Source organism: Pseudonocardia ammonioxydans (assembly GCF_900115005.1).
GTDB classification, from domain to species: domain Bacteria; phylum Actinomycetota; class Actinomycetes; order Mycobacteriales; family Pseudonocardiaceae; genus Pseudonocardia; species Pseudonocardia ammonioxydans.
In genome coordinates this window covers 20,605-39,443 of the sequence record NZ_FOUY01000011.1, presented here as the reverse complement: position 1 = coordinate 39,443, position 18,839 = coordinate 20,605, and the positions used below count along the sequence as shown (strand labels likewise).

General features: G+C 74.2%; 16 protein-coding genes and 1 tRNA gene. 4 read left to right on the top strand and 13 right to left on the bottom strand.

Going from position 1 to position 18,839, the window contains the following annotated elements:
• Positions 1–34: 34 nt before the first annotated feature.
• Entirely contained in the window at positions 35–1,501 is a 1,467-nt protein-coding gene (locus BM093_RS12615; protein WP_245773488.1) for a 2-hydroxymuconic semialdehyde dehydrogenase, read from the bottom strand.
• Between the two features lie 95 nt (positions 1,502–1,596).
• Between BM093_RS12615 and BM093_RS12610 the strand changes: the two genes are divergently transcribed.
• The 4 genes from BM093_RS12610 (at position 1,597) to BM093_RS12595 (ending at position 6,439) form a co-directional block, all read left to right on the top strand.
• Positions 1,597–2,547 carry a LysR substrate-binding domain-containing protein gene (locus BM093_RS12610; protein ID WP_245773487.1) on the top strand — a complete coding sequence of 317 codons (951 nt, stop codon included), beginning with the start codon at positions 1,597–1,599 and terminating at the stop codon, positions 2,545–2,547.
• 225 nt (positions 2,548–2,772) lie between these two features.
• On the top strand, positions 2,773–4,014 hold the full coding sequence (locus tag BM093_RS12605) for an MFS transporter (RefSeq protein ID WP_093341935.1): 1,242 nt from the start codon (positions 2,773–2,775) through the stop codon (positions 4,012–4,014).
• Positions 4,011–4,937 (top strand): MBL fold metallo-hydrolase, encoded by a 927-nt coding sequence (locus BM093_RS12600; protein WP_093341931.1) that lies wholly within the window; start codon positions 4,011–4,013, stop codon positions 4,935–4,937. Before BM093_RS12605 ends, BM093_RS12600 begins: the two co-directional genes overlap by 4 nt.
• Before the next feature lie 2 nt (positions 4,938–4,939).
• On the top strand, positions 4,940–6,439 hold the full coding sequence (locus tag BM093_RS12595) for a carboxylesterase family protein (RefSeq protein ID WP_093341928.1): 1,500 nt from the start codon (positions 4,940–4,942) through the stop codon (positions 6,437–6,439).
• Between the two features lie 488 nt (positions 6,440–6,927).
• On the opposite strand, the gene BM093_RS12590 is transcribed toward BM093_RS12595, so the two are convergent.
• The 12 genes from BM093_RS12590 to scpB all read right to left on the bottom strand — a co-directional run bounded on the left by BM093_RS12590 (position 6,928) and on the right by scpB (position 18,665).
• Positions 6,928–7,001 (bottom strand) — tRNA-Pro (locus BM093_RS12590).
• Positions 7,002–7,027: 26 nt separating this feature from the next.
• Positions 7,028–7,795, bottom strand: a complete 768-nt coding sequence (locus BM093_RS12585; RefSeq protein ID WP_245773486.1) for a response regulator transcription factor — start codon at positions 7,793–7,795, stop codon at positions 7,028–7,030.
• Positions 7,792–8,532 (bottom strand): DUF5995 family protein, encoded by a 741-nt coding sequence (locus tag BM093_RS12580; protein ID WP_245773496.1) that lies wholly within the window; start codon positions 8,530–8,532, stop codon positions 7,792–7,794. Before BM093_RS12580 ends, BM093_RS12585 begins: the two co-directional genes overlap by 4 nt.
• An 81-nt stretch (positions 8,533–8,613) precedes the next feature.
• Positions 8,614–11,640 carry an ATP-binding protein gene (locus BM093_RS12575; RefSeq protein ID WP_143105356.1) on the bottom strand — a complete coding sequence of 1,009 codons (3,027 nt, stop codon included), beginning with the start codon at positions 11,638–11,640 and terminating at the stop codon, positions 8,614–8,616.
• 25 nt (positions 11,641–11,665) lie between these two features.
• On the bottom strand, positions 11,666–11,917 hold the full coding sequence (locus tag BM093_RS12570) for a hypothetical protein (protein WP_093341917.1): 252 nt from the start codon (positions 11,915–11,917) through the stop codon (positions 11,666–11,668).
• 31 nt (positions 11,918–11,948) lie between these two features.
• A complete protein-coding gene (locus tag BM093_RS12565; protein ID WP_245773485.1) occupies positions 11,949–12,929 on the bottom strand; it encodes a quinone oxidoreductase family protein in 981 nt (326 codons plus the stop codon).
• Entirely contained in the window at positions 12,929–14,344 is a 1,416-nt protein-coding gene (der, locus tag BM093_RS12560; protein WP_177238456.1) for a ribosome biogenesis GTPase Der, read from the bottom strand. The genes BM093_RS12565 and der overlap by 1 nt, the downstream gene beginning before the upstream one ends.
• A gap of 106 nt (positions 14,345–14,450) precedes the next feature.
• Positions 14,451–15,143: a lysophospholipid acyltransferase family protein gene (locus tag BM093_RS12555; protein WP_093341912.1), complete on the bottom strand. Its 693-nt coding sequence runs from the start codon at positions 15,141–15,143 to the stop codon at positions 14,451–14,453.
• Positions 15,140–15,814, bottom strand: coding sequence for a (d)CMP kinase (gene cmk, locus BM093_RS12550; RefSeq protein ID WP_177238455.1), 675 nt, complete (start codon positions 15,812–15,814; stop codon positions 15,140–15,142). Before cmk ends, BM093_RS12555 begins: the two co-directional genes overlap by 4 nt.
• A gap of 99 nt (positions 15,815–15,913) precedes the next feature.
• On the bottom strand, positions 15,914–16,276 hold the full coding sequence (gene aroH, locus BM093_RS12545) for a chorismate mutase (RefSeq protein ID WP_093341905.1): 363 nt from the start codon (positions 16,274–16,276) through the stop codon (positions 15,914–15,916).
• Positions 16,277–17,062, bottom strand: coding sequence for a pseudouridine synthase (locus BM093_RS12540; RefSeq protein WP_245773484.1), 786 nt, complete (start codon positions 17,060–17,062; stop codon positions 16,277–16,279).
• Positions 17,052–18,665, bottom strand: coding sequence for an SMC-Scp complex subunit ScpB (scpB, locus tag BM093_RS38345; RefSeq protein WP_425439145.1), 1,614 nt, complete (start codon positions 18,663–18,665; stop codon positions 17,052–17,054). The genes BM093_RS12540 and scpB overlap by 11 nt, the downstream gene beginning before the upstream one ends.
• Positions 18,666–18,839: the final 174 nt, after the last annotated feature.

Here is an 18,839-nt window from a genome sequence, read left to right as displayed (position 1 = left end):
TCGTGGGGTGCACCAGTGGGGTTCGCGGCCCGGTTCACAGTTGCACGCAGACGTTCGTCGGTTCGGTGTAGAAGTGCAGCGAGTGCGCACCGCCCTCCTGGCCGATCCCGGACAGGCCGGCACCTCCGAACGGCGTACGCAGGTCACGCAGGTACCAGGTGTTCACCCAGGACATCCCCACCCGCATCGCCTGGGCCACCCGGTGACCACGGCTCAGGTCCCGGGTCCAGACCGCCGCCGCCAGGCCGTACCGGGTGTCGTTGGCCAGCCGGATCGCCTCGTCCTCGGTGTCGAACGGGACGAGCGCCGCCACCGGCCCGAAGACCTCCTCGTGCAGCACCCGCGAGGAATGGTCGAGCCCGGTCCACAATGTCGGCTCGATCCACGCACCGCCGGCGAGGTCGGCTCCGAGATCGGGTACGCCACCCCCGAACAGCTCCTGCGCCCCGTCCTCGCGCGCGAGCTCGAGGTAACGCCGGACCTTCTCCCGGTGCGCGGCCGAGATCAACGGCCCGGTGGTCGTGCCCGGTGCGTCGGGGCGCCCGAGCCGCAGAGCGCGGGCCCGCTCGACCAGGCCGGCGACGACGTCGTCGAACACCGGCCGCTCGATGTAGACACGCTCGGTGCTCAGGCACACCTGCCCGGTGTTCGTGAAGATCGACCGAGCGAGCCCGTCGACGGTCCGCTCGAGGTCGCAGTCGGCGAACACCACGGCCGCGTTCTTCCCGCCGAGCTCGAAGGAGACCGGCCGCACCCGCGGCGCGACCGCACGCATGATCGCGCTGCCGGTCGACGACTCCCCGGTGAAGGTGACGCCGTCGATCCCCTCATGGGTAGTCAACGCCTCGCCCGTCGATCCCGGGCCGAAGCCGTGCACGACGTTGTAGACACCGTCCGGCACCCCGGCCTCGGACATGATCTCGCCGAGCAGCGTCGCCGTGGACGGTGTCTCCTCCGACGGCTTGACCACGACGGCGTTGCCGCAGGCCAGCGCCGGCGCCACCTTCCAGGTGAGCAACAGCAGCGGGAGGTTCCACGGCACGACGACACCGACGACGCCGAGCGGCTTCGGCACCGCGTAGTTGAGCGCCCGCGCGCCGCCGGCCATCTCCGTCAGATACGAGTCGAGCCCCTGTCCGGCGACGACATCGGCGAACGTCGTGAAGTTCACCGCCGCGCGGGCGACATCCAGCGTCCGCGCCTGCTCGAGCGGCTTGCCGGTGTCGCGCACCTCGGCGTCGACCAGGTCATCGAACCGCTCCTCGATCCGGTCGGCGACCCGGCGCAGGAGCCGCGCCCGCTCGGCCGTCGACATCCGGCCCCAGGGACCGTCGAGGGCGCGGCGCCCTGCCGCGACCGCCGCGTCGACGAGCTCGGGACCGGCCTCGTGGACGGTCGCGACCACCGCACCGTCCACCGGGCTGATCTTGTCGAACGTCGACATCCCCTCGACGAAGGCTCCGTCGACGACGTTCAGGACCGGAGGCGCAGTGGCGGGCACGGGACGAACGTAAGGGCGCGATGCCATGCCCGTCCAATGCCAATGTCCTGCTCCGGTATACCTGAAGATGCATATCTGGCGTTACGCTGGCGCCCGTGCAGAGCCGACTCCTCGACGGGCGCATGAAGCTGCGCCACCTCGTCCTCGTCGACGCGCTGTCCGAACGCGGCAGCGTCGTCGGCGCTGCCGCAGCGCTGCACGTGACCCAGCCGGTCGTGACGCGCAGGCTCCACGAGCTCGAGGCCATCCTCGGGGTCGCGCTGTACGAGCGCGGGCCGCGCGGCATCACGCCGACCGAGTTCGGCCTCGCCTTCACCGACCACGCCCGCGCCGTCCTGGCCCAGCTGACGCAGGCGGTGCGGCACGTCGAGGAGATCGCGGACGCGACCCGCGGTCATGTCGTCGCGGGGACCCACCTCGCCGGCTCGAACCTGCTGATCCCGCGCGCGATCGTGCACCTCAAGCGCCGGCATCCCGATCTCGGCGTCACCGTCCGCGAGGGCACACCGGAGTCACTCCTGATCGACCTGACGGCGGGCCGGGTCGACGTGGTCGTCGGACGACTCGGTGGGCCAGGGGCGGAGAACATCCGGCGCACGCCGCTGTACGACGAGAAGATCCAGATCATCACCGGCGCCCGGCACCCACTCGCCGTCCGGGAGCAGGTGACCCTGGACGACCTCGAGGGCTACCCGTGGATCCTCCCCGGGAGCGAGACCCGGCTGCGCCAGGAGCTGGAAGCCTACTTCGCCGGGCACGGTCTCGAGCCACCACGCAACCGGGTCGAGACGACGTCCTTCCTGACCGTCCGGCAACTGCTGATCGAGACGGACATGATCGCAGCGTTACCGGGGTTGATCGGCGCCGACGATCCTCGCCTGACCGCGCTCCCGATCTCGCTCGAGGGCGTCGGCCACAGTGTCGGCATGACGCTCGCCACCGACCGGCGGCTGAGCCCGGCTACGCAAGCACTCGTCACCTCGCTGCGGACGGTCGCGGCCGAGATCGCGGATGGAGCGCCTGGCGACGACGTGCAGAAGGCGTGACGGACGAGGCCGTGCCGCTATAGCCAAATGGGCATGGAAACGTCGCGAAGTGCTATTGGCCGGGAATTCCGCGGGCTGTGACGATGACGCGAACGTCACGTCGATCGGGCACCGCTCGTCGGCGTCCCACCGTCTCGACGCCGAGGAGTCCCCCGTGTCCACTGCCCCATATGACGGCGCGTCCGTGCACAGTGTCCGTCCGACCGACCTGCCGGTGGGGACCCGATGACGACCCGGGAGTCCGCCCGGGTCAGCGTCCCGGTCGTGGTGGTCGGGTTCCTGCTCGTGCTCGTCGACGGATTCGACAGCGCGACGATCTCGGTCGTGGTTCCGCAGCTGGCCGCCGACTGGGGGCTGGCACTGTCGGACTTCACCTATCCGATCGCTGCGACCAATGCCGGGGTCGCCGTCGGCTACATGATCGCCGGATCGCTCGCTGCCCGGTTCCGCACGGCGCCCACTCTGTATGCCGGCCTGCTCGTCGCGGCTCTCGGGAGCGCGCTCAGCGCGGTCGTCCTCGTGACCGAGTCGATGCTCCTGCTCACCCTCGCCCGGGTCGTCACCGGCCTCGGCATCGGGGTGGTACTCCCCGCGGCGATCAGCGTCACGACCTCGCTCAACCCGGCGGCCGTGAAGCAGCGGATCTCCGTCCTCGTGACGCTCGGCCTCGCTTCGGGCATCGCCGTCGGCGGACTGGCCGGGAAGGCGATCCTGACACGGTGGGGGCCGGCCGGCATGTACTGGGTAGCCGCAGCGGCCACGATCGCCGCGGCCGTCGTCGCGGTGGCGGTCCTTCCGCGGCGAGGCGAGCCGGCGGCACGGGCGACGGACGAGGCGGCGTCCGGCCGCGTGCAAGAACTCCTCGTCCCCGCGTACCGCTCGACCACGCTGCTGCTGTGGGCGTTCTCGTTCCTCGTGTTCATCACCGCGTACATGCTGACGAGTTGGATCCCCACGATCCTGGTCTCGTTCGGCTTCACCCCCACGGAAGCCCCGATCGGCCTCACCTACCTCAGCATCGGCGGGGTGCTCGGCGGGCTGTGTCTGCTCGGGCTCGCGGCGCGGTGGGGAATCGGCCGCGCCATGCTGGTCGCGGCGACCACCGGGGTCGTCTTCCTCGCCCTCCTCGGTCTCGTCGGCGCCGGTGGTCAGCCGCTGCTCCTGCTCATCCTCGGAGCGGGTGCCGGGGTGGTGGCGTGCCAGATCGGTCAGCTCACGATGGCGGTGTCGGTCTACTCCGACGCCCTGCGCACGACAGGGGTCGGCTTCGCCGCGGCGATCGGACGGATCGGTTCCATCGTCGGACCCGCCGTCGGCGGGGTGCTCATCGCGCTGTCGGTCGGGCCCTCGACCGTCATGCTGCTCGCCGCCGGTCCCGTTCTGGTGGCGTTGTTCGGTGCCGTCGCTCTGGTGCGCCGGACCACGGATCAGGCATCGGTGCCCCGCGCCGCGGAGGGCGTCGGATGACGGCGAGCCGCGTGCGGTCGTCGTCCGCGCCGCTGCAGGTGGGGAGGGTTCGACTCCACGTCCTCACCGAGATCGAGCGCCTCGCCGTCGAGCCGTCCGAGTTCTTCCCGGACTTCCCCGTCGACGACCACGCGGATGCGTGGTTCCTCGACGAACCGTTCCGCGACCGGTGCACGGGACGACTCGTCCTCACGATCCGGGCGTACCTCGCCGTTCTCCCCGGACGGGTCGTACTGATCGACTGCGGGGTCGGGAACGCGAAGACCCGGCTACGGCCGGAGTTCGACCACCTGGACACGGACTGGCTCGACGACCTGAGCAGCGCGGGAGTCACTCCGGAGGATGTGGACACGGTGGTGCTCACCCACCTGCACGTCGACCACGTCGGGTGGGCGACCCGCCGGGAACGGGACGCGTGGCGCCCCACCTTCCCGAATGCCACATACCTGGTGTCCGAGCGAGAGCTGGCGTTCTGGCGGAGCCACACCGGGGCCGCGGCGATGCACCGTACGGGCGACTACCTGGTCGACAGCGTCGACCCGCTGGCCGCCGCCGGGCAGCTGTCGACCGAAGGTCCGGCAACCGTCCTCCCTCCAGAGATCGTGGTGGAGGAGCTCCCCGGGCACACGCCCGGCAACCGGATCGTCCGGGTGATCGACGGGGATGCCGAAGCCGTGCTGTCAGGTGACGTGCTCCACCACCCGATCCAGTGCTTCGATCCCCGGATCAGCTCGCGCTACTGCTGCGACTCCCCCGGCGCGGCGACGGCGCGCCGCGGGCTGCTGTCCGACGTGGCCGACCGGCGGGCGTTGCTGCTGCCGAGCCACTTTCCGGGCACCGGTGTGGGTCGCGTCGTGCGCGCGGGCGGGACGTTCCGGTGGATCGAGCAGGCTCCGGTGTCCTCGAGCGAGAGGCATGATTGATCATGAATGAGTCCTTGGTCCGGACGACGGCACCCGGCGCTGTCCGCGGCGAGCACGTGGACGGCGTCGAGGTCTACCGCGGGGTCCCCTACGCGGCGTCGCCGGTCGGCGAGCTCCGGTTCGCACCGCCGGTACGGCATCCGGGCTGGGCGGGTGTCCGGGACTGCCGGTCGCCGGGCCCGGCCGTACCCCAGCCGCCCTCGCGGCTCGAGGCGGTCATGGGTCCGACACCGACGGTCTTCGACGAGGACGACTCGTTGAACCTCAACGTGTACGCGCCTGCTGAACCCGGGCCGCATCCGGTCCTGCTGTGGATCCACGGCGGCGGGTTCAGCAGTGGAAGCGGCGGATGGCCCTGGTACGACGGCACGCGGCTCGCCCGCGCGGAACGCATCGTCGTCGTGACCATCAATTACCGCCTGGGCCCGCTCGGCTTCATGGCGCTGCCCGGTACTGGGCCCCAGACGTGGAACATCGGAGTCCGGGACCAGGTCGCCGCGCTGCAGTGGGTCGTCGCGAACGTAGCCGGATTCGGCGGTGATCCGGCCCGCATCACGGTCGGCGGCCAGTCGGCGGGCGCCGCGTCCGCGGCGGCCCTGACCGCGTCCCCGGCCGGCCGGCACATCCGCGGAGCAATCCTGGAGAGCCCTCCGAACTCGACCCTGTTCGCGACGCCCCAAGCCGCATTCGACACGGCACGGCGGGTCCTCGATCGGGTCGGGATCGACGCGGACCAGCCGTTCCCGGCGCTGCGCGAAGCGCCGGTCTCGGCACTCCTGGCGGCCACCGGTGAGATCGCGCGCGCCGACGCCCGGGTCGGCACGGTCGACCCGGTGTTCCGTCCGGTCGTCGATCCCGAACTCGGGATCGTCGACCGAGTCGGCGGCGGGCTCGCCGACGTCGGCGACAATCCGGTCCCGTTGCTCGTCGGCACGACCCGCGACGAGATGGCGGCGTTCCTCAGGCCGGCAGGCGCGGCGGTGACCGAGGAACAGGTCCGCGAGTGGTTCGTGGCCGGACTCGGGCCGGGCGGTGCGGACGCCTACCGGGCGGCCCGCGAGGCGTCACCCGACCTGCTTCCCGCGGAGCTGTTGGAGCGTGAGTCGACCGGGCGGGCCTTCCTCGCCGAAACGGTCGTGATCGCCCGTTCGCGTGCAGCGTCGCGGGCGCCGACCTGGGTCTACCGGTTCGACTGGAGTCCCGACAGTGGGGGCTTCGGCGCCTGCCACTGCGTCGAGCTGCCGTTCGTGTTCGACACGGGCGACGCGTTCGCCGCCGCCCCGATGCTGGGCGGTGAGTCGATCCCGCGGGATCTGGTGCGCGTGTTCCGGTCGGCGATCGGTTCGTTCGTCCGGGACTCGGTCGTGCGGGACGGGGCCGCGGGGGCCATGCCGAGCTGGCCGGAGTTCGGCACGGACCAGAACGTGCTGCATCTGGGCAACGCACCCGTCGTGCGTGGGCTCGACGACACCGGCGTGGCGGCCTGGTCGTCCGGTCACTGAGCCGTCGTCTCCCGGGCAGGTCCTCCACTTGTGCGAGGCGCTACCAGAACTCGCCAGACGTCCCCTTCTGGGGCTGAACGTGTGCAATTGGTCGCCGTCGCTCCGGGCGTTTACACGGCGCACCCGACCGGTTGGCTTCGGCGCACCATCCCTCCGTCGCAACAGCGAGGTAGCGACCGAGTGCGCGCGGGCCGCAAGCTGGGGGTCGCCTGGGCGTTCTCATTCCTGGTGTTCATCACCGCGTACCGGCGGTGCGAACCGGAGCTCGCCGACCGACGACGGCCCGTCCGCCGGGCCCGACGACGACGTGTGCGCGTACCCCACGCTCATGCACTCACATCGGACTCACCAATGATGAGATGGTCATGGACCAGGCACAGTAGCGGCCCCCGACCACGGCACGCCCGCCGCAAATCCCCCGGGGCGTTTCGCAGGTAGATACGACAAAGGGCGGCCCTTCCGTGAGGAAGAACCGCCCTGATCGACCGTCGGGACGACAGGATTTGAACCTGCGACCCCTTGACCCCCAGTCAAGTGCGCTACCAAGCTGCGCCACGTCCCGGCCGCCCCTCGCGGGGCGTATGAAGACTACCGCACGCCCCGCTCCGGGATTCCGGGGGTGCCGTCCTCGACGTCGACACTGCGCACCAGGGCGACGGCCTCCAGCTGCGACCCCACGCCGAGCTTCGCCAGCACCGCCCGGACCTGGGTCCGGACGGTCGGCAGGGACACCACGAAGTGCTGCGCGATCCCCTGCGCCCGCATCCCACCGGCGAGCAGGTCGAGCACCTCCCGCTCGCGCCGGGTGAGGGTCGCGAGCTTGGCCCGGATCGCGCGCTGGCGCCGGTCCCACTCGAGGTAGCGACGCACGAGGTCCTCGCGCTGCGCCGCCGGCAGCAGGGACCGGCCGGCGCGGGCCTCGCGGACGCTCGCGAACAGGGTCGGCATGGATGCCGCCTTGGAGACCCAGGTGAAGCCGCCGTGGTGCAGGGCCGCGCCGATCCGCAGCGGGTTCGAGCTGCCCGAGAGCACCAGTACCCGCCAGCCGGCCGCGCGCAGCACCGGGATCAGCGGGATCGTGTCGACCCGGTTGCCCTGCTGGTCGCGGCCGAGATCGAGGTCGAGCACCAGCAGACCGGGGGTGCACCCGTCGATCGCCTCGTACACGTCGGGCACGGAGTGCGCCGGCCGGAAACGCGCCGGGACGCCGTCGCGGCGCAGCGCATCGGCCAGCGAGGTCCCGACCAGCTCGTGGTCGTCGAGGATCAGCACCGTTCCCGGGGCCGTGGACGGCGCGACGCCGCCCACGGCCCGGGACGCGGACACCCGCCCGTCCCCCACACGGGCGGGTGTCATGTCAGGGCTCCCAACGTGAGGAGTCCCCGTCCGATGAGCGCGGTCCGCCGGTCGAGCGCGTCGATCTCGCGCTCGTACTCGGTCGGGCGGGACCGCTGCTCCCACAGTTGCAGCACCTGGCGCCAGGTCACCTCGCGGGCGAGCACGACCGGGACGTCGGTCACTGCGTCGCACCGCGGCCCGCTCTGGCCGAGCAGGGTGTCCAGGTGCCGCGCGAAGGTGTCGTTGACCGCCCGGTAGTCGGCCCGTTCGGCCGGTCCCGGCGCGCTGCGCCCCAGCACCGTGCACGTCCGGACGACCGCGGGCGCCAGGTCCAGGTTGACGTGCGCGGTGATCCCGACGACGGCGAACCGCACGGGGTCGATCCCCGGCTCGGCCCGCCGGTCGAGCAGCACCGCCCAGGCCCGGGGCACCGCGGCGCCGCCACCGGTCGCGCGCAGGTAGCGGCGGGCGAACTCGACGTCGAGCCGGGCCAGGAAGTCCTTGCCGCAGACCTCCTCGTCGTCGAGCAGGGCCCGGATGTCGCGGGTGACCCGCAGGTAGAGCCGGTTGAAGCAGGCCAGACCGTCCCGCACGCCGTGGTCGCGCTCGAGGACCTCCTGCCACCGCTCCAGCGCTGCCACGACCCCGTCGACGTCGTCCGGGAGACCCGACGGCAGCCCCGTCGGCAGTGCGACCCCCCGGCCGCGTCCGCTCGGCGGACCGGCATCCGGTCCTCCGGGCGGGCGCTCGATCATCGTGGTCACGCGGGCCTCCTGCGTGCGCGGTGCGGCCTCCAGCCTCACCGATCCGCCCGCCCGGGACATCGGTCGAATGCCCTACTCGGTGCGCTCGGATTCCGGGACGTGCCGCCGCAGGACGCCGGCGGCCTGGGTCCGGTTGGTCACCCCGAGCTTGGCGAAGATCCGCGCGAGGTGGGCCGCGACCGTCTTCGGGGCGATGAACAGCCGGGCCGCGATCTCCTTGTTCGTCGCCCCCGCGGCGAGCACCTCGAGGACCTCGAGCTCGCGCCCGGTGAGTGTGGACAGCGGGTCGTCCACCGGCGACGAGGGCACCACCGGCTCCACCCGCACGGCACCGGCCGGCGGGTCCGGCAGGTCGGGCACCGCGACCCGGGCCCGGCGGGCCACCGCGGCGATCTCGGTGAGCAGCGGGTCGGCCTGCAACGCCCGCGCCCCCGCCGCGGCCCGCGCCAGTTCGGCGGCCCCGCTCCGGCGCCGCCCCGCCAGCAACGCCTCCGCGCTGCGCAGCCGCGCGTACGCCGTCGGGTACGGCTGCCCGAGCCGTTCCAACAGGTCCGCCACCGCACCCCAGGTCGCCGGATCGGCCCCCGCGGTGACCCGCGAGTCCTCGGCGGTGCACATCGCCTCGTAGGTGGTGAGCACCCCGCGCAGCGCCGGGTCGGAGCGCTCGCCGCGGTCGATCAGCTCGCGCCGGTGGCGGCGCAGCCGGCGCAGCCCGCCCGCGTCCGGGGGGCGACCGGCCAGGACGGCCTCGGCGTGGGCGCGGGCGCCGTGCCAGAGCAGCGGGGCGACCGCCCAGACGTCGTCGATCCCGGACTCGACGACGTCGAGCCCCACCCCGACGTGGGTGAACGCGACCTCCGGCCGGCCGCGCCACATCTCCAGCCCGGCCCGCAGGATCAGCAGCGGCAACCGCAGCTTCGGCAGGCCGGTGGAACCGGCGACGAGCTCCACCGCGGCGAGGTCCAGCTCGGAGCCGTCGAGGTCCCCGCGCCCCATCCGCAGCCGCGCCCGCGCCAACCGCAGCTCGATCATCTCGGCCCCGGCGGGCCCGGCCGCCCACGCCCGGGCCACCTCCTGCTCGCCCTCGTCCCAGGCGCCCTTGCGGAACAGCCCGTTCGCGGCCAGCGCGCGCAACGACACCGCCGCCGTGCGGCCCAGCCCCAGCTCGGCCATCCGCTCGGCCCCGGCCCGGGCCGCCGCCACGCCGTCGTCCAGGGCATTCAGCGGGCCGGACAGCAGCTCGGCCCGCCGCAGCAGGCACTCCCCCAGCGTCGCCGGGTCCCCGGTCGCCTCGGCGATCTCGACCGCCTCGGCCAACGCCTCCTGCGCGGCCCCGCCGTCGCGGGTGTAGGCGGCACCGAACCCGAGCACGCCGAGCACCGACGCCAGCGCCCGCGGCTCGCCGACTCGCCGGGCCGGTTCGAGCGCCTGCTGGGCGACCGTGCGGGCGGCGGCGAAGTCGGCCCGCGCGAGCAGCGCACCCGCGTAGCCGGCGAGCACCTCGGCACGGGCGGCCTCGGTGGGGTCGACCGGCAGCATGTTGGGGCGGGGCCCACCACCGGCGTCCGGGCCGCCGGGCGGCAGGACCGCACCGGGAGGTCCCGCACCGGACGCCACGGGGTCCGCGGGCAGGACGGCGGCCGCCCGCCGGTACGCCTCCTCGGCCTCCCCCGCCTGCCCCGCCGACATCAGGTAGCGGCCCAGCCGCGCCCGCAGCACCGCCTCGTCCAGCCCCACCGGCGCGTCCGGACCGGCGAGCCGCTCGGACAGCAGCGCGACCGCCGAGTCGTGGTCGCCGGCGAGCTCGGCGGCCCCGGCGGCGTTCTCCAGGTACCCGCCGCGCGCGGCCTCAGCGCCGGGGACGGGCAGGGTCGCGGCCCGCAGCCAGTGCCGGTGCGCCTCGGCGTAGCCGCGCAGCCGCTCCGCCTCCTCGGCGGCGGCGATGGTGGCCGTCAACGCCTCCTTCGGGTGCCCGGCCCGCTGCCAGTGGTGGGCCAGCCGGGCCGCTGTCCCGGGGACGCTCTCGTACCCGGCCAGGGCGTGCGCGTAGCGGCCGTGCAGCTCGATCCGCTCCGCCGGCAGCAGGTCCCCGGCGACGACCTCGGTCATCAGGCCGTGCCGCAGCGCGTACCCGTCGCCGCCGGTCACGACGACGATCCCGGCGTCGACGGCCTCCCGCACCGCCGCCGCGAGCTCGGCCCCCGACCGGTCGAGCACCGACACGAGCAGCGGGTGCTCGACACCGCCGACCCCGGCCGCGACCGCGCGCACCACGTCGTGCGCGGCCGGCGACAGCGTCGCGGTCCCGGCGCGGACGAGCTCGCGCACCGTCTGCGGCACCCCGCGCGGGTCGCCGTCGAGCACCGCGCGGACGGTCTCCTCGGCCAGGAACACGTTGCCCGACGAGTGCTGCCACACCAGCGGTTCGAGGTCCGGCCGGTCCGGCACCCACATCCCGAGCAGCTCGGCGAGCGCTCCCCGCGGCAGCGGTTCGACCTGCCGGAACGTGACCGTGCGGTGCCGGCGCAGCTCGGTGACCAGCGGCAGCAGCGCCGCCGGCACGCCACCGGCGGGGTCGTCGCGGTAGGTGCCGACCAGCAGCACCGGCTCGGTCGCGAGGCCCGCGAGCAGGTAGGCGAACAGGTCCCGGGTGGACCGGTCGGCCCACTGCAGGTCGTCGACGACGAGCACCACCGGCGCGCTGCGCGCGGCCCGCCCGACGACCGCGCCCAGCTCGCCCAGCATCCCGACCCGGTCCCCGGCGGCACCCCCGGTCTCGTCGAGCCGCTCGAGGGCCTCGGCGAACGTGCGGGCGGCCGGGCCGGCCCCGCTGCGGGCGTGCATGCGCAGCGCGGTGACCACCGGCCAGAACGACGGCGCGTCGGCGATGTCGAGCGCCCGTCCGGTCAGGACGGTGGCGCCCTCGGTGGCCGCCGCGCGGCCGAACTCGCCGACCAGGCGGGTCTTGCCGACGCCGGCGTCCCCGCCGAGCAGGACCGCGGACGCGCCGTGCTCGGCCGTGCGGCGCAGCGCGGCACCGAGCAGCTCCAGCTCGGCGGCCCGACCGTGGAACGCACGTCCCGCCGCTGAGTGCGTCACACCCGGCACGGTAGCCACCCCACGATCACCGATCCAGGTGCGCCCGACCGGTCCCGGTACCCTCGGCGACGATTCGCCGGGCCATCAGGATGCTCAGCCAGGCGTACACCCGGGCGGCCGGCTCGCAGCCGTGTCCGTTCCACGGGTACAGCATGTCGGCGTACCAGGACGCCTCGGTACACGCGTCGGCGACCAGCGCGTCGCCCCCGTGACGGGCCAGCGCGATCTCGCACGCCGCCCGGGCGCGCCAGATCCACCATCGCTCGAGCACCGTCACGTCAGCGCACTCGGTGCCGGGGTCCGCACGGTTACACCTGCGACGGGGCGGGGTCGCCGAGGTCGAGGACCACCTTCCCGACGGTCGTGCCCGACCGCAGGTGCGCGGCGGCGGAACCGGCGTCGTCGACGGGGACGACGCGGTCGACGGTGGCCCGGACCCGGCCGTCCGCGACGAGGTCGAGGACGGGCGTCAGCGCCGCGGCGACGGCGGCGCGCTCGTCGGCGGAGCGGACGCTGAACGTCGTCCCGATCAGCCGCAGCCGGCGGAACGACAGCGTGTTCAGGTCGAGCGTGGCGGCCGGGCCGGCGAGCCGTCCGATCTGGACGACGGTGCCGCCGGTCCGGACCCCGGCGAGCGCGGCCGCGAGGTACTCGCCGCCGACCAGGTCCAGGACGACGTCGACCCCGGTGACCGCGCGCAGCTCCTCGAGGCCTACCACCGGGGTGGCGCCGGCGGTGGCGATCGCGTCGCGCTTGGCCGGCGAGGTCGTGGTCGCCGGCACCGGGGACGCGCCGAGCGCGGCGGCCAGCCGGATCGCGACCTGGCCGACCCCGGTCGTGCCGCCCAGCACCAGCACCGAGCCGCCGGTGAACCCGGCCTGGGTGACGAGCGCGTCGTGCGCGGTCTCCAGCGCCACCGGCAGGGCCGCGGCGTCGGTCCAGCCCACCCCGGCGGGGATCGGCAGCGCGCGGCGGGCGTCGACGACGACGTAGTCGGCGAACGCGGCCGGCGCGGTCGCGAACACCCGGTCACCGAGACCGCGGCCGGTCGTGCCCACGGTCCCCGGACCGGCCGCGACCACCTCACCGGCCAGCTCCATGCCCGCGGTGAACGTCCCGTCGGCGTCCGCGTGCGGGACCGGGTAGCCGCCGGAGAGCGCGAGCAGGTCGGCGCGGTTCAGCCCGGCCGCCCGCACCCGGACCAGCAGCTCCCCCGGCCCGGGCTCCGGCACCGGCACCTCGGTGAGCTCCCAGGACCGCGCACCGGGGCGGCCGCGCAGCGCACGCATCACTTCTGCCGCGGGCGCTTCTCGCGCACCCGCACCGACAGCCGGATCGGCGAGCCCCCGAACCCGAACTCCTCGCGCAGCCTGCGCTCGACGAACCGGCGGTAGCCCGCCTCCAGGAAGCCGGAGGTGAACAGCACGAACGTCGGCGGGCGGGTCCTCGCCTGCGTCGCGAACATGATCTTCGGCTGCTTGCCGCCGCGCACCGGCGGCGGGGTGGCGGCGACCAGGTCGGTGAGCCATTGGTTGAGCCGGCCGGTGGGGATGCGGGTGTCCCAGGACTCCAGCGCACGACGCATCGCCGGGGTGATCCGCTGGGTCGCGCGACCGGTCAGCGCGGACACGTTGACCCGCTCGGCCCAGCGGACGCTGATCAGGTCGCGTTCCAGCTCGCGGGAGAGCTGGTGGCGACGCTCCTCGTCGACCAGGTCCCACTTGTTGAACAGGATCACCAGGGCGCGGCCGGAGTCGGCGACCATCGACAGCACCCGCTGGTCCTGCTCGGCGATCGGCTCGGAGGCGTCGATCAGCACCAGCGCGACCTCCGCGGCCTCGATCGCCGCGCTGGTCCGCAGGGACGCGTAGTACTCCATCCCGGACGCCATCTTCACCCGCTTGCGCAGGCCCGCGGTGTCGACGAACCGGAAGACCTCGCCGTCGAGCTCCACCAGGGAGTCGACCGGGTCGACGGTGGTGCCCGCGACGTCGTGCACGACCGAGCGCTGCTCGCCGGCGAGCTTGTTGAGCAGACTGGACTTGCCGACGTTGGGCTTGCCGACCAGCGCGACCCGGCGGGGGCCGCTGCCGGCGCCGAGCCCGAAGTCGTCGCGCGGGGTCTCGGGGAGGACGTCCAGCACCGCGTCGAGCAGGTCACCGGAGCCGCGCCCGTGCAGGCCCGACACGGGATGGGGCTGGCCCAGCCCGAGCCGCCACAGCTCGGCGGTGTCGGAGGTGAGCCGGTCGTCGTCGACCTTCGTCGCGGCCAGCAGGACCGGGACGTCGGCCCGCCGCAGCACCCGCGCGGCGGCCTGGTCGGTGGCGGTCGCGCCGACCGCGGCGTCGACGACGAGCAGGACCGCGTCGGCGGTGCGCATCGCCGTCTCCGCCTGCTGGGCGACGAAGCCCTGCAGGCCGTCGGCGTCCGGCTCCCAACCGCCGGTGTCCATCAGCTTGAACCGGCGGCCGTTCCACAGGGCGTCGTAGACGACGCGGTCGCGGGTCACCCCCGGCACGTCCTGCACGACCGCCTCCCGGCGGCCCAGCATCCGGTTGACCAGTGTGGACTTACCGACGTTGGGGCGGCCGACGACGGCGAGGGTCGGGGTGGCCAGCACCTCGTCCGGGTCGATGCCCGCCGCAACCCGGCCCTCGTCGTCGACCGCGACGAACTCGGCCGGGTCCAGGCCCAGCCGGTCCATCTCCGCCCGGTCGGCGGCGGACCCGATCTCGACGGCCCCAGTCTCGACGGCGCCGGCCTCGACGGCGCCGTCGCTCGTTCCGTGTTCGCTGCTCTGGCTCACCTGTTCACTCACGTTCCGGCCGGTCGTACCGGCCACTCTGCTGTCCCTCACGGGGAGTCTCCAGTTCGCGGACCAGGGTCCGCAGGGCCGCCGCGACGTCCTCGGTCGCGGCGGTCAGGCCGTCCCGCCCGGGCGCGGACGGCGGCGGCAGCGGCTCGCCCACCAGTACGTCCACCCGGGGGCGGAAGCGGCGCCGGGCCCCGTCCGGGCGGCGGGTGCCGCGCACCGCGACCGGCAGCAGCGGTGCCGCACCCGCGCGGGCCAGCCACGCCGCACCCCGCCGCACGGCCGCCACGTCGCCGGTGCCGCGGGTCCCCTCCGGGAACACCCCGACCATGCCGCCGTCGCGCAGCACGCCCAGCGCCGCGGTGAGCGGCCGGCGATCGACGACGTCACGGCGCACCGGGATCTGTCCCAGCGCCGGGAGCAGGAACGTCAGCGGCCCCGCGAACATCTCGGCCTTCACCAGGAACACCACCCGCCGCCCGAACATGCCGAACAGCAACGGTCCGTCGACGAACGCACTGTGGTTCGCGACGAGCACGACGGGCCCGTCCGGTGGTATGCGTTCCGGGTGGTGCAGCCGCACCCGCAGGAACGGCCGGTAGATCCACGTCCCGAGCCGGCGGGCCAGGTCGTGCAGCCATCCGAGGCTTCCGTGCGGCAGCCCACCCGCGTCCGCACGAAGCGTGCTCACCCCTCCAGCCCCCGCTCCGCGACCAGCTCGCGCAGCCGGTCGAGCACCGCGTCCGCCGAGAGGCGGTCGGTGTCGAGCACCAGCGCGTCGGCCGCGGCGTACAGCGGGGAGATCCGGCGCGAGGAGTCGAGCCGGTCCCGGCGCTCGACGTCGGCCAGGGTGACGTGCAGGTCGCTCTGCCGCCCGGCCTTCGCGTCCTGCCGGCCGCGCCGCGCCGCGCGGACCTCCGGCGACGCCGTCAGGTACACCTTCAGCGGCGCCTCCGGCACCACCACGGTACCGATGTCCCGGCCCTCGACGACGATCCCGCCGCCGTCGCCGGTCGCGTCCCGGATCATGGCGTGCTGACGGGCGACCAGCGCGGTGCGCACCTCGGGGACGGCCGACACCGCGGAGACGAACCCGGTGACCTCGGGGCCCCGGATCTCGGCGGAGACGTCGTCCCCGTCGAGCAGGATGGTCGGCGCGCCCGGGTCGGTGCCGGACTCCATCCGCGCCCCGGTCGCCGCGCGGGCGATCTCGTCGGCGGCGGAGTTCTCGTCGAGCCCGGCCCGCAGTGCCGCGAGCGTCGCGGCCCGGTACATGGCCCCGGTGTCGAGGTAGGCCGCCGAGCAGGCCTTCGCCAGCCGCCGCGAGACGGTCGACTTGCCCGTCCCGGACGGACCGTCCATCGCGACGACGCCCCGCAAGGCCACCTGTCCCCCTGAAGTCGTACCGGTATTCCGCCGGGCATTCTCGCCGGTCCGGTGCGGTGGTCCGGGGGCGGGGTCCTACTGGGGCAGGTCGGTGCGCAGTGCGCGTGCCCCGTGCAGGTAGACGTGGCGCAGCTCGGACCGCGGCCGCGGGGTCTCGACGTGCGCGAGCAGCCGCAGCACCCGGGGCAGGGCGCCGGGCACCGCGATCTCGGTCGCGCACATCAGCGGGACGTCGGTGAGCCCGAGCAGCCGGGCCGCGTACGCCGGGAACTCCGCGGTCAGGTCCGGGGTGGCGGTGAACCAGATCGAGATGACGTCGTCGGAGACCAGCTCGTTGCGCTCCAGGACCGCGCTCACCAGCTCGGCCGAACGGTCCAGGATCTGCTGCCGGTCGTCCGCGTCGACCTGGGTCGCGCCGCGCAGCGCTCGCACCGCCATCTACAGCCCCACCGCCTTGTACAGCGACCCGACCTCCACCCGGTCGAGCGGGCGGAGCTTGCCGGGCTTCTGGTTGCCGAGCCGGACCTCGCCGACCGCGGTGCGCACCAGCCGCTGCACCGGGTGCCCGACCTCGGCCAGCATCCGGCGCACGATGTGCTTGCGGCCCTCGTGCAGCACGAGCTGCACGGTGGAGCGGCCGGGGACCATGTCGACGAGCTTGAACGTGTCGACCCGGGCGACGCCGTCGTCCAGCTCGACGCCGTCCCGCAGCCGGCGGCCCAGGTCCCGGGCGATCTTCCCCTCGACCTCGGCCAGGTAGGTCTTCGGCACCTCGTAGGACGGGTGCATCAGCCGGTGGCCGAGCTCGCCGTCGTTGGTGAGCAGGAGCAGGCCCTCGGTCTCGACGTCCAGGCGCCCCACGTGGAACAGCCGCTGCGCGGCGTTCATCAGCTCCACCCGGTCGGCGAGCAGGTCACCGACGCAGGGCCGGCCCAGGTCGTCGGACATCGTCGAGTGCAGGCCGACGGGCTTGTTCAGCGCCAGGTAGACCTGGTCGTCGCGCAGGGTGACGCGGGCCCCGTCGACGTGCAGCACCGCGGTGTCCGGGTCGATGCGCCGGCCCATCTCGCGGACCGTCTCGCCGTCGACCTGCACCCGGCCCTGCGCGATCAGGTCCTCCGCGGCGCGCCGGGAGGCGACACCGGCGCGGGCCAGCACCTTCTGCAGCCGGACCCCGTCGGGATCGTGTCCCGTGCTTCCAGCAGTCATCTCGTCAGATTCCATCCAGGTCGTCGATCGCGTCGATGTCGGGCAGCAGCGGTGCCAGCGGGGGCAGTTCCTGCACCGAGGAGAGGCCGAGCCGTTCGAGGAACAGCTCGGTCGTCCGGAACAGTGTCCCCCCTGTCTGTTCCTCGGTGCCCGCCTCCTCCACCAGGCCGCGGGTGAGCAGCGTGCGCAGCACGCCGTCGCAGTTCACCCCGCGCACCGCCGACACCCGCGCACGGGTCACCGGCTGGCGGTACGCGACGACGGCGAGGGTCTCCAGCGCCGCCCTCGTCAGCCGCGCCCGCTGACCGTCGAGCAACAGCTTCTCGACATACGGGGCGTAGCGGTCGCGGGTGTAGAACCGCCACCCTCCCCCGGCCCGGCGCAGGTCGATGCCGCGACGGTCGGCGGTGTAGGCCAGCGACATCCGGTTGAGTGTCTGCCGGATGCGCGACGGGGTCTGGTCCAGCGTGCTCGCCAGCGACGCCTCGTCGATCGGGGAGTCGACCACGAGCAGCAGGGCCTCGAGGGCGAGTTCCAGCTCGGTGTCCTCGGTGAGCTCCAGCTCTGTGTCCCCGGCGAGCCCCGGCTCTGCGTCCCCGGCGAGCCCCGGTTCGGTGTCGCCGGCGGGCTCCCGCTCGGGGTCCTCGGCGGGCTCAGTGCCGCCGTCGAGCTCCCGCTCGATGTCCCCGGCGAGCTCCCGCTCGGTGTCCCCGGCGAGCCCCGGCTCTGTGTCCTCGGCGAGGTCCCGCTCGGCGCCGCTGTTGAGGGCGTCGGTCCGGTCGGCGGCCTCGGAGTCGTCGGTGACCGCGGCGGTGGCCATCGGACCGTCGGGTGTGCGGTCCTCGGCTGTCGGATCCTCGGCTGCCCGGGCATCGGGTACCGGGTCGTCGGCCCTGGAGGCGTCGGGCGCCCGGGCTCCGACCGCTCCGGCTCCGGAGGAATCGGGTGGCGGGGTCGCGGCTATCGGCCCGTCCTCGGCGGACTCGCCGCCCCCGGCCTGTCCGGCTCCTGCGGGTCCTGGCTCCACGGCCCCGGCCGCTGCGGCGCGCGTCCACTCGCTCCCGGTCTGCTCCGTCGCCGCGACCTCGGCTTCCGCCAGCTCGGGGCCCGTGCCCTCCTCCGACTGCGCGGCGGGTCGCTCGGCACCGTTCCCGGAGTGCTCGACGCGGCGGGCAACCGGGCCCGCCGACTCCTCGCTCGGCGGGGAGCCGACCTCAGCCGGGCTGGAACGTGCATCTCGGCCCGCGACAGGCTCCGCATCTGTGCCGAGCTGCGCGCTGTCGCCCTCACCGGGGCGGGACCGCGCACCTCGACCGTCGGTGAGCGACCCGCCCTCGCCGAGTGGCACGCCGCCGCCCTCAACCGGGCCGGAACGTGCATCTCGGCCCTCGACAGACTCCGCATCCGCGCCGAGCTGCGCGCTGTCGCCCTCGTCGCGGACGGGCCCCTCATCGTGCTCATCGGAGGCGACGGCCTCCGCAGCGCGTGCGGCCGCCTCGTCGCCCGCGCGGTGGGCGCCGGCGTGCGGGCTGCGCGGCACGGTGCGGCCGATCAGGCGCAGCAGCTCGGACGGGTCCTCCGGGTCGTCGGAGCCCGGCCGGTCGTCCGGCTCAGTCACCGGGTGCCCCGGTCCCCTCGTCGTCGTGCAACAGCTCGCGGTGCATCACGTCATTGTCCGCGTCCGGGCCCGCCCCATCGACGCCGGTCCCCGGCTCGCCGGCCGCCCCGTCACCGGAGTCGGTACCGCTCGCAGCATCAGCACCATCATCGGCATCGGCGTCGGTGTCACCAT

Coding starts and splice junctions, on each gene's coding strand:
- BM093_RS12605 (WP_093341935.1), top strand. CDS start 2,773: ATGACGACCCGGGAGTCCGCCCGGGTCAGCGTCCCGGTCGTGGTGGTC.
- BM093_RS12600 (WP_093341931.1), top strand. CDS start 4,011: ATGACGGCGAGCCGCGTGCGGTCGTCGTCCGCGCCGCTGCAGGTGGGG.
- BM093_RS12595 (WP_093341928.1), top strand. CDS start 4,940: ATGAATGAGTCCTTGGTCCGGACGACGGCACCCGGCGCTGTCCGCGGC.
- BM093_RS12585 (WP_245773486.1), bottom strand. CDS start 7,795: ATGACACCCGCCCGTGTGGGGGACGGGCGGGTGTCCGCGTCCCGGGCC.
- BM093_RS12580 (WP_245773496.1), bottom strand. CDS start 8,532: ATGATCGAGCGCCCGCCCGGAGGACCGGATGCCGGTCCGCCGAGCGGA.
- BM093_RS12565 (WP_245773485.1), bottom strand. CDS start 12,929: ATGCGTGCGCTGCGCGGCCGCCCCGGTGCGCGGTCCTGGGAGCTCACC.
- der (WP_177238456.1), bottom strand. CDS start 14,344: ATGGACCGGCTGGGCCTGGACCCGGCCGAGTTCGTCGCGGTCGACGAC.
- cmk (WP_177238455.1), bottom strand. CDS start 15,814: ATGGACGGTCCGTCCGGGACGGGCAAGTCGACCGTCTCGCGGCGGCTG.
- aroH (WP_093341905.1), bottom strand. CDS start 16,276: ATGGCGGTGCGAGCGCTGCGCGGCGCGACCCAGGTCGACGCGGACGAC.
- BM093_RS12540 (WP_245773484.1), bottom strand. CDS start 17,062: ATGGAATCTGACGAGATGACTGCTGGAAGCACGGGACACGATCCCGAC.